Origin of the sequence: Roseibium album (genome assembly GCF_965233825.1) — a bacterium.
GTDB lineage: Bacteria > Pseudomonadota > Alphaproteobacteria > Rhizobiales > Stappiaceae > Roseibium > Roseibium album.
The window spans coordinates 5,196,962-5,211,608 of sequence record NZ_OZ247583.1; the positions used below are offsets into that span (position 1 = coordinate 5,196,962).

The 14,647-nt window shown below is 55.9% G+C and carries 17 protein-coding genes; 7 read left to right on the plus strand and 10 right to left on the minus strand.

Going from position 1 to position 14,647, the window contains the following annotated elements:
* Positions 1 to 188: 188 nt before the first annotated feature.
* The 3 genes from ACO6TI_RS23840 to ACO6TI_RS23850 all read left to right on the plus strand — a co-directional run bounded on the left by ACO6TI_RS23840 (position 189) and on the right by ACO6TI_RS23850 (position 3,120).
* A complete protein-coding gene (locus ACO6TI_RS23840) occupies positions 189 to 620 on the plus strand; it encodes a SufE family protein (RefSeq protein WP_055116177.1) in 432 nt (143 codons plus the stop codon).
* Between the two features lie 440 nt (positions 621 to 1,060).
* On the plus strand, positions 1,061 to 2,524 hold the full coding sequence (locus ACO6TI_RS23845; protein WP_422383500.1) for an amidase: 1,464 nt from the start codon (positions 1,061 to 1,063) through the stop codon (positions 2,522 to 2,524).
* On the plus strand, positions 2,509 to 3,120 hold the full coding sequence (locus ACO6TI_RS23850) for a TetR/AcrR family transcriptional regulator (RefSeq protein WP_422383501.1): 612 nt from the start codon (positions 2,509 to 2,511) through the stop codon (positions 3,118 to 3,120). The genes ACO6TI_RS23845 and ACO6TI_RS23850 overlap by 16 nt, the downstream gene beginning before the upstream one ends.
* Positions 3,121 to 3,189: 69 nt before the next feature.
* Here the strand turns inward: ACO6TI_RS23850 and ACO6TI_RS23855 are convergent, their stop codons facing one another.
* From ACO6TI_RS23855 to ACO6TI_RS23890, 8 genes are all read right to left on the minus strand, one after another.
* The gene (locus ACO6TI_RS23855) at positions 3,190 to 3,606 is read right to left on the minus strand and encodes a MucR family transcriptional regulator (protein ID WP_108873960.1); all 417 of its coding nucleotides are present in this window, start codon (positions 3,604 to 3,606) and stop codon (positions 3,190 to 3,192) included.
* 319 nt (positions 3,607 to 3,925) lie between these two features.
* Positions 3,926 to 4,270 (minus strand): monovalent cation/H(+) antiporter subunit G, encoded by a 345-nt coding sequence (gene mnhG / locus ACO6TI_RS23860; protein WP_055116182.1) that lies wholly within the window; start codon positions 4,268 to 4,270, stop codon positions 3,926 to 3,928.
* On the minus strand, positions 4,267 to 4,623 hold the full coding sequence (locus tag ACO6TI_RS23865) for a cation:proton antiporter (RefSeq protein ID WP_055116184.1): 357 nt from the start codon (positions 4,621 to 4,623) through the stop codon (positions 4,267 to 4,269). The genes mnhG and ACO6TI_RS23865 overlap by 4 nt, the downstream gene beginning before the upstream one ends.
* Positions 4,620 to 5,096 carry a Na+/H+ antiporter subunit E gene (locus ACO6TI_RS23870; RefSeq protein ID WP_055116186.1) on the minus strand — a complete coding sequence of 159 codons (477 nt, stop codon included), beginning with the start codon at positions 5,094 to 5,096 and terminating at the stop codon, positions 4,620 to 4,622. Before ACO6TI_RS23870 ends, ACO6TI_RS23865 begins: the two co-directional genes overlap by 4 nt.
* The gene (locus ACO6TI_RS23875; protein ID WP_422383502.1) at positions 5,093 to 6,697 is read right to left on the minus strand and encodes a Na+/H+ antiporter subunit D; all 1,605 of its coding nucleotides are present in this window, start codon (positions 6,695 to 6,697) and stop codon (positions 5,093 to 5,095) included. The genes ACO6TI_RS23870 and ACO6TI_RS23875 overlap by 4 nt, the downstream gene beginning before the upstream one ends.
* A 5-nt stretch (positions 6,698 to 6,702) precedes the next feature.
* On the minus strand, positions 6,703 to 7,080 hold the full coding sequence (locus ACO6TI_RS23880; protein ID WP_055116189.1) for a Na+/H+ antiporter subunit C: 378 nt from the start codon (positions 7,078 to 7,080) through the stop codon (positions 6,703 to 6,705).
* A complete protein-coding gene (locus ACO6TI_RS23885) occupies positions 7,080 to 7,499 on the minus strand; it encodes a Na(+)/H(+) antiporter subunit B (protein ID WP_055116191.1) in 420 nt (139 codons plus the stop codon). The genes ACO6TI_RS23880 and ACO6TI_RS23885 overlap by 1 nt, the downstream gene beginning before the upstream one ends.
* Entirely contained in the window at positions 7,499 to 9,883 is a 2,385-nt protein-coding gene (locus tag ACO6TI_RS23890; RefSeq protein WP_104701997.1) for a putative monovalent cation/H+ antiporter subunit A, read from the minus strand. The genes ACO6TI_RS23885 and ACO6TI_RS23890 overlap by 1 nt, the downstream gene beginning before the upstream one ends.
* Before the next feature lie 429 nt (positions 9,884 to 10,312).
* On the opposite strand from ACO6TI_RS23890, the gene ACO6TI_RS23895 reads away from it, so the two are divergent.
* On the plus strand, positions 10,313 to 11,290 hold the full coding sequence (locus ACO6TI_RS23895; RefSeq protein ID WP_422383503.1) for a sensor domain-containing diguanylate cyclase: 978 nt from the start codon (positions 10,313 to 10,315) through the stop codon (positions 11,288 to 11,290).
* An 82-nt stretch (positions 11,291 to 11,372) separates the two neighbouring features.
* Positions 11,373 to 11,831, plus strand: coding sequence for a peptide-methionine (R)-S-oxide reductase MsrB (gene msrB / locus ACO6TI_RS23900; RefSeq protein WP_055116894.1), 459 nt, complete (start codon positions 11,373 to 11,375; stop codon positions 11,829 to 11,831).
* 67 nt (positions 11,832 to 11,898) lie between these two features.
* Here msrB and ACO6TI_RS23905 read toward each other — a convergent pair whose 3' ends face one another.
* Complete coding sequence (locus tag ACO6TI_RS23905) at positions 11,899 to 12,285, minus strand: MAPEG family protein (protein ID WP_282046171.1); 387 nt, start codon at positions 12,283 to 12,285, stop codon at positions 11,899 to 11,901.
* Between the two features lie 108 nt (positions 12,286 to 12,393).
* On the opposite strand from ACO6TI_RS23905, the gene ACO6TI_RS23910 reads away from it, so the two are divergent.
* Complete coding sequence (locus tag ACO6TI_RS23910; protein WP_422383504.1) at positions 12,394 to 13,200, plus strand: helix-turn-helix domain-containing protein; 807 nt, start codon at positions 12,394 to 12,396, stop codon at positions 13,198 to 13,200.
* Positions 13,201 to 13,209: 9 nt separating this feature from the next.
* Positions 13,210 to 14,100 carry a hypothetical protein gene (locus tag ACO6TI_RS23915; protein WP_350185638.1) on the plus strand — a complete coding sequence of 297 codons (891 nt, stop codon included), beginning with the start codon at positions 13,210 to 13,212 and terminating at the stop codon, positions 14,098 to 14,100.
* A 25-nt stretch (positions 14,101 to 14,125) separates the two neighbouring features.
* Here the strand turns inward: ACO6TI_RS23915 and ACO6TI_RS23920 are convergent, their stop codons facing one another.
* Positions 14,126 to 14,545 carry a winged helix-turn-helix transcriptional regulator gene (locus ACO6TI_RS23920; RefSeq protein ID WP_055116896.1) on the minus strand — a complete coding sequence of 140 codons (420 nt, stop codon included), beginning with the start codon at positions 14,543 to 14,545 and terminating at the stop codon, positions 14,126 to 14,128.
* Between the last annotated feature and the right edge of the window lie 102 nt (positions 14,546 to 14,647).

The window sequence follows — 14,647 nt, forward strand, 5'->3', positions numbered from 1 at the left end:
CTTAACTTCAGCGGCTCGTACCGCTGCGCCGCAGATGGAAAGCTGCCCATTTCATCTGCGGCGATTTTTTCTTTTGCCAAAGTCCTTCAATCTTTTTCGCCCGGCAAATCCTGTTGCCGCTGCCGGGATTTGCACTTTGTGACATGCAGGCTATATGAAGGCTGAACAGCCCTTCAAAGATGAGTGTCATGACCACCGATATCAGCGAAATTCTTGAGACATTCGATTTTCTGGACGATTGGGAAGACCGTTACAAATATCTGATCGACCTGGGCAGGGAATTGCCCGAACTGTCCTCAGACGAACGGATCGATGCGAACAAGGTGCGCGGGTGCGTGTCCCAGGTCTGGCTGATCACGAATGTGAAAGCAGGAGCAGACGGAAAATCGGTCCTGACATTCAAAGGTGACAGCGATGCGCTGATCGTTCAGGGTCTTGTTGCGATTGTCACAACCCTGTTCAACGGTAAAACCGCTCAGGAAATTCTCGATACCGATGTTGAAAGCCTTTTCGCCAAGCTTGGATTGCAGGATCATTTGACCCCGCAAAGGTCGAATGGGCTCAGGTCCATGGTCGGACGTATTCGCACTGATGCGCAAAACGCTCTTGCCGTTGCCTGAATTGGTCTGATCGAACTGCGCGCTCAAGTGCTGACGAAGCAACCATCGCTGAGTTGTATCCCTGGCAATCGAGCGTTTGTGGCAGCCATTTCGCTCCGCCGATGATCAGCGGTGTCCAGGGCCGAGGGTCTTCCAACACTCCCTCACTGTGCGGTTGGCCTCAAACTGCCATACAGCGTTCCTGCGAATTCACGCGTTCAGGCGTTCGGGTGTTCAATGTCCGTCGTCGCATTCAATGGACGGACAGCGCGTGTACGCACGGCCTTCGCCTGCATTCCGCTTCAAGTCACCTTCCCGGTGTTGAAAATCAACTGCCCTTCGACCCAACTCAATTCGGTCAATTTTGAAATTTCCATTGCTGTCACCATCCCCTCTTTCGCAAACACCGGGCACATGTTAAAAGAGAATCATTAATTCTCTTTTCGTGACAGAGGCCCTTCATGGATTATTCCGACAGGTCCGGCGCCGGTCCCATCGCCGACCGTTTTGCACTCATGGATGCAACAGAACAGGCGAACCTGGTCCAAAGTGGCGAGGCAACCAGTCTGGAACTTGTTGAGGCGGCGATCGGGCGGATCGCCGTGTTGAATCCGAAAGTCAATGCAATCGCGTGCTCGAATTTCGATCTGGCGCGGCAGCAGGCGAAATCCGTTACCGGAAAAGAGCCCTTTTCCGGTGTTCCCACCCTTATCAAGGATCTGCTTCCTTATCCCGGGCACACGGCTGGTTTCGGATCTCGCCTACTGGACGGAGCACCGGCACTCACCAGCTCCGACTATGCGGACACCCTTCAGGCAAGCGGCCTGATTGCATTGGGAAAAAGCACCGTCTCGGAATTCGGACTTCTTGGAACAACCGAAACACTCGCCAAAGGCGCGACACGGAACCCTTGGGACATCACGTTGTCTCCGGGAGGGTCGTCGGGCGGTGCGGTTGCGGCGGTCGCCGCAGGCATGGTTCCGATAGCACATGCATCCGATGGCGGAGGCTCGATCCGGGGCCCCTCTTCTTTCTGCGGCCTCTTCGGCTTCAAACCAGGTCGCAACAGAACGGTCTCAAACGGTGTTCCTGCCGAGATGCCAACAGCCGCGCTCCTGGCCGAACACTGCGTAAGCCGCTCCGTTCGAGACAGCGCCCGATGGCTGCAAATGACTGAAAACCGGGATCTTTCGACCAGACTACCGTCACTGGAACACCTGCGATCGTCCTTTCCGAAAAATGTCCGCATCGGATTTTATCACAATGACAGCCTGGGTCTGTCCCCCACGCCGGAGGTGGAAGCAGCACTACATGAAACCGCCCTGCTTTGCGAAACAATCGGCTGCGATGTTTTCGAGATCAAGGCGCCGTGTTTCGATCCCGAGACGACTGTTGACGCATTCTTTGACCTGATGGGATTGATGCTATCAGGTGTGTTCGCTCAAATTCGCAACATGATGGGCAACGCCTATGACGAGGATGGGCTGGAGCCCTATACATTGGAAATTGCCCGGCGCGCTAGTGATCTGGCGCCTGCAGATATCGAAATGGCACAAACAGTGTTGGCAAAAAACGCTACAAACGCAGAACGCTCGATGCAACAATGCGACGTTGTTCTGAGCCCCACGGTACCCTTCGAAGCCTTTCCGCTTGGCCGATATGGTCCGGAAACTGATGTCAAAGTCCTGCAGGCTTTCACCGCAAGACTTGCTGGATACACATTTGTCTCTTCCCTGACTGGCTGGCCGGCGATGACCGTTCCCCTTCACTGGACTGACAAAGGGCTGCCTGTCGGCAGTCATTTCACAGCGCCATCCGGTAAGGATCCGCTCCTTTTTTCTCTGGCCTATCAGCTCGAACAGGCTCGGCCCTGGAAGCACCGTCTTGATGAACTGACGAAAGATCTCTTATGCCACAACGCCTGAAGTCGGAGGTTCGGGAACGGATCCTCCTTGCCGCGGCCGATGTTTTTGCCGAGCATGGTTACAAGGATGCGAAACTGGCGGAAGTCGCGGGCAGATCGGGCACCGCTACCAGCAACATCTACAAGTATTTCGAAAACAAGGAAGTGCTGTTTGAGGCGGTTGTCAGTCCTCGTCTGGCTGCAACATTCCTGAAACTTCTGCGCACGCGTATCCGTGAACTCGGCAGGATCGATCATTGGCCCGGTGCCGATGCGAAGGGATCCGAAAGTGCAAACGCGTTTCTGAACTTCTGCGCCGACAACCGCGCCGTTGTGCTCATTCTCCTGCGCGGTTCAAAGGCAACCAGATTTGCACATGTCCGCAACCTCGTAGTCAACGAAATGGAACGGTTGACGGACGACTTCCTTCGTCACCAATCGGACACACCTTATCCGGATGCCCAGTTGCAGTTTCTCACGCACAAACTCTTCAACAGAACAGTCGAGACCATTGCAGATATCCTCGCCGAATATGAGGATCCTGCCGACATAAGGCATGCATTTGCGCTTTTCTGGCGCTACCAGCTTGCTGGCCTTGAGGCATTGCTGAAACGCTAGAAATATCCGCGCAAAAAAAGAGCTGCCGGTGGGCAGCTCTCTTCATCAGTATTTTGGCCTGACCGGATCTTACTTAGCGCGTTTGCGCTGCTGTCCGAGACCCATTTTCTTGGCAAGTTCCGAACGGGCAGCTGCGTAATTCGGTGCAACCATCGGATAGTCGGCACCAAGGTCCCACTTGTCCCGGTATTCTTCCGGCGTCATGTTGTAATGAGTACGCAGGTGACGCTTGAGAGACTTGAACTTCTTGCCGTCTTCCAGGCAGATGATGTAGTCGGGCATGACCGATTTCTTGACCGGGACAGCGGGCTTGAGCGGCTCCGGCTCCGGCTCGTTGGAAGCGGATGCCGTTTTCTGCAGCGCGCCATGCACTTCATTGATCAGGCTCGGCAGATCAGTTGAAGCAACCGTATTGTTGCTCACATATGCAGAGACGATGTCCGCCGTAAGATCAATCAGATTAGCATCCACCGGATTGTCAGTCATATTTCACCCGTTCTCTTCCAAATTTGAATTAAGCTTCGGTGTAAACCTGCAAGTAATTTGTTCCGAAAACGCTTGAAAAATTACGTTACTTGCGGAATTAGAAATCAATAGCGATTCTACTTTGCAGGTGATTGTCACAGCCTTATATCGCTGCTTTCCTTCTTATACAACCCCGAAAATCAAATAAAAAACATTTCTCGGCAATAATAATCAAATTCTATAAATACCGACTATTTCGTATATATCGAAATCGACAATGGACTAATAGTATTCCCTTACGCCAGTCTTCCGGTTTCGCAAGGCTGTTGTGCGCCCAAGCTCACTCGTTTGGCCGAACGGTCTCGGCCAATGCGTCGATTTTGGTATCAGCGCAGGGGCGATATCCTGCCGCATATGCAGCTTTTGCCAATAAATGGGCCGAAATTGGGGCTGTCAGCAGGAAGAAGACGACACCGGCAATAGCGCGTGTCACAACGGAAAGGTCGCCGGCCTCCACAGCCAGCGCAAGCAGCATGAGGCCCGAGCCGAGTGTGCCGGCCTTTGATGCGGCATGTGTTCGCATGTAAACGTCCTTCAGCCGGACGAGGCCGAGCGAGGCGACAAAGGCAAAACATGCACCTGTGATCAGCATCAGACCGGTTACGATATCAACGATCGCACTCATTGGCCTGCCTCCCTGCGTTTGATGCTTTCCTCGACCTCTTCCATGATGGTTTCGTCACCCGCCATTCCCCGGTTGAGGATGAAACGTGCAAACGCCACCGTTGCCAGGAAGCCGACGAGGCCCAGCGTGATGGCAATATCGATATAGAGATAGATTCCCGTGGAAACGCCGATTGCGGCAATGAAGCCGATACCGACGGCAACAAGCATGTCCAGCGCAACGACCCTGTCAGGCAACCCGGGTCCTTTGACTGTCCTGTAAACGATCACCATGAAGGCGACAGTCAGAATTCCAAGCGAAATCTTGACTGCAATGCCCAGGAACTGAGACGCAAACAACTCAAATGGGGTCATCTGAATGCCTCCATGATCTTGCGCTCAAATCCGTTCTTGATGTCATCGATCGTTGCCTGCGGATCCGGAACGTCAATGCAGTGGATGAAGAGCGTCTTGCGATCCTCCGATACATCCACCGACAATGTGCCGGGCGTCAAGGTAATGAGATTTGCAAGCATTGTGATTTCGAAATCCGTGTCGACAGTCAACGGGAGAGCAATGATGCCCGGTTCAAGCTCGATTTTTGGCCTGAGCACGATCAACGCGACCCTCCAGGCCGACAGGACCAGTTCCCGTACGAAGGTTACGGCCAGCCCGACCGATTTTCCGAACCGCCGAAAATACGCCGACGTGCCCACTTGCTCCCGGATCAGATAGAGCGCCCCTGACCCAAGCACAAATCCGAAAGCGAGATTGACCTCCGAAAAACTGCCTGTAACAGCTCCCCAGGCCAGCGCCATGAGAATGTTGATGAGAAAGAGGCTCGTCATCCCTGCTCTCCAAAGACTGAGCGAATGTAGCCGAGCGGATCAACGACACTGCTCGCACCCTGCGTCGATAACTCTATCATCCATTCCGGTTGGATGCCGAAATAGACGACAAGTGCGGTGAGAATGCCTAGAGGCAGCCAGATCGCACCGCTTGCAAGATCCGATTGCGATGACCCGGACACCTCGACGCTTTTTCCATCGGGCGTGCCTTCCGGCCCGCCCCGCCAGAAAGCGAAAATCCAGATGCGCCCCATGGCAAGTGTCGTCAGGAAACCGCTGACAAGAATGGCTGCTCCCAGCCAGAACCGGTCATCTTTGAAAGCGGCGTCGACCAGCATGATCTTCGGCCAGAAGCCGGAAAAGGGCGGCAGGCCCGACACGGCAAATGCCAAAATCAGAAACACGCCCGCAAACGCAATGCTCTTCTGATAGAGCCCTCCCAGCTTCCTGAGATTGTAGGAGCCACCCATCATGTTCATGATCCCGGCGGACATGTAGAGCGCTGTCATCACAATGATGGAATGCACCGCATAGAAAATTGCGCCCGATATGGCCAGGGTGGCGACCTCGCTGTTGGATGCAACAGCAACGCCCGCCAGCATCGATCCGATCCCGGCGATGACCAGATACCCCAGCAACCTCCTGATCTCGGTCTGTGCCAGAGCGCCCAGCGCACCGGTCATCAGCGTAACGATGGCAACCAGGCCGAATATATCGGCCATGTAGCCGAGTGAAGCAGGCAGGATGAGTACAAAGATCCTGATCAGGGCATAGACACCGACCTTTGTCAGCAGTCCTGCAAACACGGCGGACACAACGATGTTCGGCGTATGATAGGAGGCCGGCAGCCAGAAATTGACGGGAAAGGCGGCCGCCTTCATGGCAAAGGCAAGAAAATAAAGCGCTGCAACGGTTGCAAGTGTTCCCGAGGCCGGGTTTTCCAGTTCGGCAACCTTGATGGCGATATCGGCCATGTTGAGTGTACCGAAAATACCGTAAAGCAGGCCCGTTGCGATCAGAAACAGGTTGGTCCCGACCAGGTTGAGCACCCCGTATTTCACGGCTCCATCCAGCTGGATCCGGTCATTGCCGAGAATGAGCAGGCCGTAGGACGAAATCAGCAGAACCTCGAACCAGACATAAAGGTTGAAGATATCGGCTGTCAGGAAGGACCCGCACACCCCTGTCATGAGCAACAGCAGGAACGGATAGAACCCGTATCTGCGTCCGGAATTGCTGACCGTCTTCATGCCGAACACACCGGCACAAAAGGCAACAACCGAGCCGATGAATGTCAGGGTGGCTCCAAGGGTGTCGGCGGTCACCGCGATCCCGAAAGGCGGCAACCAGTTGCCCATCACCATCGTGATGACGCCGTGGTCCAGAACCCGGACCAGCAATGCAAAGCTGGCCAGAACGAGCGCGCCGAGCAGCGTTATGCCAAGCTTCGGCTGAAGATCGGTGTGCTTGCGCAACATCAGGCAAAGCGCCCCGCCGAGCATCGTGATCAGGGACGGCGCGACAATGAGCCAGTCCCCCGCCGCGATGGGCGTCGTGATCATTGCGTCGGCATAGTCAACGGAAACAGAAGAGCCTGCCATAAAGCTTAGTACCCTTGAGGCGGAGTTTGGTCGTTTTCAGGTTCGGCCACACGCATCTTGTTGACCTCGTCGGTTCCAAGTTCCTGATACGCGCGAAACGCCAGAACCAGGAGAAATGCAAAAAACGAAAACGAGATCACGATCGCGGTCAGAACCAGAGCCTGCGGCAGTGGATTGGCCGTTGCCGTTTCCGGCGTGTAGAGATGCGCCGGGATCAGTGGTGGTATTTCCCGCGTGAGCCGGCCATTGGTGAATATGAGCATGTTCACCGCATTTCCGAGGATGGCAATGCCGAGCAAGATCCGCACGAGCTGCTTGGACAGCATGAGATAGACAGCAACCATAAAGAACAGGCTGATCAGGACTGTGACGCCGGTTTCCATCAGTCCGACTCCCTTTCTTCCAGCGCAAGGGCGATGGAGCCGATTGCCCCGACGACCACGAGGTAGACGCCGATATCGAAGACAAGCGGCGTCGACAGGGCAACCTCGACATCAAAGAAATCGAATATCAGCCACTGGCTTGTCATGAAGGCCTGTCCCCTGAAGAAGGACACGACGCCGGCAAGCGCTCCGATGAACAGCCCGAACCCGGAAATACCCATCGGGTGAAACACGATGGCCCGCCTCACCGAAGCGACACCGCAGGCGATCCCGAAAATCGCCAGCGCCGAGGCCGCGATCAGCCCGCCGATGAATCCGCCTCCCGGCTCATTGTGCCCGCGAAGGAGCACGAAGATGGAAAACAGAACCATCAGCGCAGCAAGATAGGGTGCAATGGTGCGGAAAATGACCGTGCGCATCAGCGAGCCTCCGCATTTTGAGATTGACCGGTGCGTTCAGGCGGCGGGTCCAGCACGGTATCCGGTTTGGTCCGCACCCTGATGAGAGCCAGGACACACAGACCGGCCAGGACGACGACCGCGATTTCACCGAGCGTATCGAATCCGCGGAAATCGACGAGGATCACGTTGACGATGTTGCGTCCGTGAGCAATCGACCGGCTGAATTCCGTGAAGAACACGGACAAGGTACTGTCGAACGGCTGTTGCGTGATGGAAAGCAGCGTCAACCCAAGGCCAAGCCCGACGGCAACTGCAACAACACCGGCCAGCAGTCTCGCCGGAACGGTGCGATGGTCACGTGGCGATAGATTGAGGCGTGTCATAACCAGCGCCAGAATGACGACCGAGAGCGTTTCCACCATGAACTGCGTGAAGGAAAGGTCCGGAGCACCGAACATCATGAAGATCAGAGCCACGGCGAAGCCCTGGACACCAAGCGACACGATGGCTGTCAGCCGGGTTCTGGCAACCAGGATTGCGAAAAGACCGAGCACCGCGATCAGGAGAATACCCCACTCGTAGAAGCGGTATTCTGGAAGTTTCGGCATTGCCGGGAAACTGTTCGTCAGGTAGCCGGGCAGCAGCACCGCCAGTGCCGTGAAAAAGAAAGTCAGAAGCATGTAGGTCTGCATCTTGCCCGTCTGAAGCAGCCTGGTCAGCCATGTGGCGAACCGGACGATCCCGCTCACGAACTGGTCGAACCCCTGGTCCGGTCCCCAGCCGATCGCCTTGAGGATGGACGCGATGATCTCGCGCAGCCTGTCCAGTTGAGTGAACAGAAAGATACCGAGACCGATAGTGATGACCGACAGGATCAAGGGCGCGTTGATCTTGGTAGGCCACAGATGCAAATCCACCTCGGTGAAGGTACCCAACAGCGACGACAGGGTCGGACCGACGAACAGGATACCGGTCGTATGGGCGATGAATGCCAGGAAAAGGCCGGTAAGTGCCAGCACAACAGGCCCGGCAAACAGAAGCACCGGTCCCTCATGCGCATGTTTGGGCGTCTCGACCTTGGGCCCGAAGAACGGCTTGATCGCCACCGCTGCCGCTATCACCAGCATAAGCGAGTTCCCGACGACGGCCGTGATCGTGATTGGCAATCCGAGTTCCAGCCAACCCCAGGTCCCGTAGTAGAGCACTTCCTTGGCTATGAAACCGATAAAGGGTGGCAGTCCGGCCATGGAAAGTGCCGCCAGACAGGCTGCCACGAAGGTGACAGGCATTGCCTTTCTGAGACCACCGAGCTTGGTAACATCCCGCGTCCCTGCTTCATGATCGATCGTGCCGGCGACCATGAAGAGCGCCCCCTTGAAGAGCGAATGGGCCAGCAGATAAAGAACCGCGCCTTCGAGAGCTTTTTCATGACTGGTGCCGGTGAGCATCACGAGGAGCCCGAGCGAGGCCACGGTTGTATAGGCCAGCATCAGCTTCAGGTCCGTCTGGCGGACCGCAAGGATCGTTCCGACCAGAAGCGTCACACCACCGAACAAGGGCAGCACGGTAGTCCAGAGTACCGTGTCTCCGAGAAGCGGATGCATGCGCATCAGCATGTAGACGCCCGCCTTGACCATGGTCGCGGAGTGGAGATAGGCGGAAACCGGGGTCGGCGCTTCCATCGCGTTCGGCAACCAGAAATGGAACGGAAACTGAGCCGACTTCGTGAAAGCACCACCAAGAACCAGCAGGAAAATCGGCAGATAGAGCCCGGAATCCTTGATGATGTCCGGTGAGCCCAGCAGCACGGACATCTCGATCTCGCCGGTCGCGGAGATGATCAGAATGAAGCCTGCCAGCAGGGCAAGCCCGCCGCCGCCGGTCACAACAAGCGCCTGGATTGCAGCTCTTCTGGAGGCAGCACGTAGGTGATCGAAGCCGATCAGCAGGAACGACGTGATCGACGTCAACTCCCAGAAAATAAACAGAGAGATCAGGTTGTTGCCGAGCACGAGCCCGAGCATCGCTCCCATGAACATGAACAGGAATGAAAAGAACCGTCCCTGCTGAGGATGCCCTTTCAGATAACCGCCCGCGTAGAGAATGATGAACGTGCCGATACCTGAGATCAGCAGGCCGAAGAGTGTTGACAGGCCATCGACGTAAACCGAAAAATTGATACCGTAGCTGGGCGCCCACGCCTTGGCCGCCACGAACGTCTCTCCCCGGGACACCGGCTCGATGAAACCAACGAAATGCAGGAAGATCAGTGCCGGCACCAGCGCAAGTGGCCAGGCCGCATTGTGTTTGAGCAAGCGCGTCAAAAACGGAGCGACCACGGCTGCGGCGAACGGTGCCAGAACGGCGTATAAAGTAGTGTCGTCGATCACTGCTGGCGTCATACTGATCTTTCGTCACGTTTTAAATAGACCGACTGGTGTCAACCCGCTCGAATCAACACCTTTTTGCTGAATAATAGCGGGCTGGAATATTTATGACATGTCTAAGGCACACGATTGCGCGTCTTCAAGCGATTCAGGAACGATTTTTCGAATAATTCGACATCGGAACTGCTTCGTTCGGAGGTTACCCTGGTGTTTCGTCACGTGAAAGCTGCCAAAGAGAGCGGATGGTCTTGAAGCGAGCCCGATAAATTCGACGCGTCGGCTATTGTCATTCTGTGCAAATTAACCAAAGCAAAGAGCCTTTTTCGCCTCCCGAGCAAATAGGCCCGTTCGATGCCACTTGATTTCGCAATCCAAATACCGTTCAGTTTTGGTACAGCGAAGCCATGGACGTAGCGTTGCCAAGGAATGCTGAGCGAGACAGTAATGGCGTTGGACCACAACAAGAACAGATCTTCCGCGGCAGATCAGCTGCACGCGCCTGGCATTGATTTCGAAGCAATTGTCAAACTGAGTCCGGACGCCGTCATCGTGTTGTCCCCGGACGGAAAACCAACCTTTGTTTCCCCGGCTGCCGAAAAGCTGTTTGGCTGGTCTTCGGCAAACCTCGCCGATCACATGAGCGATCTGGTTTATATCGATGAGGAAAACGCTGACGCGGAGGCTCTGCATCTGATCTTGTCCGGAAGCGCTGCCCGTCCGGTCTCGCTGCCGAAAGCGGATCTTCAACTGAGGTCAGCCTATGGTTCACTGGTCTGGGCGGAGGTCACCGTGCACCTTTTGGAAGACGGACACGGCGAACCCTATGCCTATGTTGTCTATTTCCGCAGCATTGCAAGACTGCGCGAGTTGGAGAACCTGCTCGAGGCTGCTTCGCAGAGCGATCCGCTTACCGGTCTGTACAATCGTCGTGCCTTTGAAGACAACTTGAAACGGGAATGGGCAATCTCGCTGCGCGAAAAGTCGCACACCAGCCTGATCAAGGTCACGCTCGACCGCTTTGAAGCCTTTGCCGAAAACCATGGGCCCGGCGCGGTGGAAGATTGCCTGTCCAGGGTAGCCGGAATGCTGAAGGAAACAGCGCGCCGACCGGCAGACATTACTGCGCGCACAGCCGAAGCGGAATTCTCGCTTCTTCTGCCCAGAACCCACGAGATGGGTGCGGAAACCATCAGCGCGTACATTCACATAGCCATCCAGGATCTCGCCATACCGAACCCTGCCAACACTGCGGGAAACGGTATCGTCACCGCATCCGTTGGCGCCGCATGTGTCGTGGCAGAACAAACCGGCATATCGGAAAGTCCGGAAGTCATTCTGTCCGCAGCCGAAGATTGTGTTTTCCAGGCACGTCAGGAGGGCGGGAACAGGGTCAAAACCGTCATGCGCACCCTGTCCCGCTAACGCACTGTTGATCCACGCCTTATTGCCGTTTGACTGCAATGTCCTATCTCTTCACATGAAAATTGAAACCAGGAACTTCACAATGAGCGACGACATCACCCACACGGAAGACGAAGCGCCCAAGGTGAGAAAGACCACCGCCGAGTGGATGAATCAGCTGACGGCTGAGCAGTTCTATGTGACACGCCAATCCGGGACAGAACGTCCCTTCACGGGCCCCCATTGGGACAACAAGCTCGTCGGGAGATATGACTGCGTGTGTTGCGAAGCGCCGCTTTTCATGTCGGACACCAAGTTCGATGCCGGATGCGGTTGGCCCAGTTTTTTTCAATCGGTTCATCCCGAGTCAATCCGGGAACTGGAAGACAAGTCACACGGCATGACCCGGACAGAGATCCGCTGTCGTCAGTGCGATGCCCATCTGGGGCATGTGTTTCCCGATGGTCCAAAGCCGACCGGACTGCGATATTGTCTTAACGGACATGCCATGACCTTCGTTCACGGCGGAAGCCGCCCATCAAAGTCTGGCGAAGACACCTGAATTCAACCTGACCGGCAGTTCCGGTCAGGCCGTCCAGGGACAGCGCGACACATGGTGTCTTGTCCAATCAACCGCCGAAGAGTGCCCAGACCATCATGAGGTTGCCAATCAGTGCGACCCCGTAGGCGATGGAACGTGGCCCTGGAATTCCCGATACATAAAGCGGCGCATAAGCGAGCCGCCCCCAGAAAAACAGCTGCGCCCCGATCAGCGCCAGACCGAGGTTCACATTCGGCAAGACAAAAGACAGAACCGCCGGCACGAGAAAAAACGGCAGGTTTTCCTTCATGTTGACGAGAGCCTTGTCGGCTCGCAGCGCCAATCTGCCTTTCTCCGGCAAGACATCCCGCCCACCGGCGAGGCGCACTAGCCCTGCCGATGGCAGATACATCAAGGCGGTGAAATAGATCTGGCCAAAATACAGCACCAGAACTGCAAGGATCCATGTCGTCATCGCGTACTCCAGCGTTCGTGTGTTGAATGAACGTCGGCTGGAGCCTAGATTTTTCTGAACCTGCGGCAATTCCCCTGCAGGGAATAGAGACAGCTTTTGGACCCAAAGATGAACGTGTATGGCACTGCATTCGGAAAGTCTTTGAAATCGCTCCGCAGCGAGCGCAGCCTGAGTCAGGCCGACTTGGCAGGCCGCATCGGGTCGACCCAACGGCACGTCTCGTTCCTGGAAACCGGACGTGCGCAGCCGAGCAGGTTCATGATCCAGCGCATTGAGCGGGAGCTTGCCCTGCCAGTCAGCCGTGGTCACGTCCTTTACGAGACTGCAGGATACGCAAGTCCTTACAAATGCCGTGCCGAAGACTCCCGCGATGTTCAGGATGCGCTGAACCTGATCGAGAACCGGCTTTTGGCGAACTGGCCCTTTCCCGCCTTCGTGTTGGACAAACGCTGGACGATTCTGAGGGTCAATGGTCCCGGCAAACTGTTTCTGGCCGGCATTACGGGAGAACAGAACGAGCCTGCGAACCTTTTCCGGGTTTTTCTGTCGCCTGCCTTCCGGGAAAGGATACTCAACTGGAATGCAGCTGCGCCGGTTTTCGCCGCTCGCCTCTACAGGGAGGCGGCCGACGACCCCGGACTCGCCACCCTTCTGGAAGAGGCTCACGCAAGCGGCCTGCTTGATGGGCTTGATGAGACATTTCGCGAAGATGTGCCGGTTTTCGTGCCTGTTGAGCTGCTCGGGCCTGACGGGGTCCGGCTCCAGGTGACCTCCATGATCGGACAGCTCGCATCCGTTCAGGACGCCGTTGTCGAGGGAATGACCATCGAACTCATGGTGCCGATGGACGCGGCTACCGAAACCTGTCTGCTTTCGGCCGGAGACCAGCCCACCAACCTGAATGCCGCTGAATAGGAGATGGTCTTGGAAAAACTCGTTAGCCTTTCTGTACTGCTTGCCGTCGCGTTGTTACTGCAGCCAGGTCCTGCAAACGCTTCGCCTCTTCCCCAGGCCGTCTGGACAACGGGCAGTGCAAAACCTGCAAACGGCTTGCCGGACGGAAACTACGCCATCTACCGGAACGGCGAGCCAGACGCTGTTGCCGCGTGGTATGGCTCGCCCACCCGAAGGTACCGGCACGGCATTCTGGGAGATGCGATCGAAGCAGGTTCGCTTCATGTCACGGTCCGGAACGGTGGTACCTACGAACTTGTCTTGCCCGATAGCCAGGTGTTCGAAGACAGAACCCCCAGAATTGTGGATCTGGATCAGGATGGAAAGTTCGAGGTGATCACGATCCGTTCTTTTCTGTCGACTGGCGGAAGCGTTGCAGTTTATGGGCTGCGGGACGGTAAACTGGTGGAACTGGCAGCAACAGCGCCGATCGGTCGCTCCAACAGATGGCTCAATATTGCTGGAATCGCGGACTACGCCGGACGCGGGAAACCCCAGATCGCCTACGTTGAAACACCGCATATCGGTGGAACGCTTTATTTCGTGGAGTGGCGTGGTACAGACCTGGTCCCGATCGTTTCGATAAACGGATTTTCAAATCACCAAATCGGCGCCCGCGAGCAAGGTCTTTCCGGTGATCTCGACTTTGACGGAGACGGACGAACTGACATAGCGGTGCCTTCCAATGACCGCCGAACGCTGCGTGTGATCGGGATTCAGGACGGCAAGGTCAGAGAGTTGCACCGTGTCGCGTTTCCAGCAGCAATAAAACGAACCACGCCCGGCGCATTGCCTGAAAAGGCGTGCCTGCGTCTTGAACTTGAAAATCGTAAATCCGCGCAGGTCTGCCGACCTGGATAAACGGGCCGGTCAGGAAACCCCGGCCCTATTCCGATGCGGCTCCACTCACCGATCTTGATGACAGGATGCGCGTGATATTCACTTCGATCCAGTCGGCAAAATCTCTCACTTTCAAGGCAACTTCACGCCCGATCGGCGTCAGGCTGTAGTCAACGTGCGGCGGCACGACCGGATGCGAAAAGCGGTTCACGAAACCATCTGCTTCCAGCGTCTGGAGTGTTTGTGCCAACATCTTTTCACTGACGCCCCCGACCTTGCGTCTGAGGTCCGAAAACCGGTGATCACGATCCAGCAGCGCGATCAGCACCAGCACACCCCAGCGGCTGGTGAGATGTTTCAGGATCTCCCGGGAAGGACAATTCTGATTGAACAACTCCCCTCGCCGCAACATTTCCGACAATGCCTGCCCGTCGCTGTTCGTCCTATCCGGCACCGATACGTCCATGTTCTCCAGCTTCGTCAGACTTTTTTCCTTCATGGAACCTGCAATCTCAAAACTAACCTTTTTGTACGTACTAACAAAAAGTAAGTTTTGAGTCTACATGGG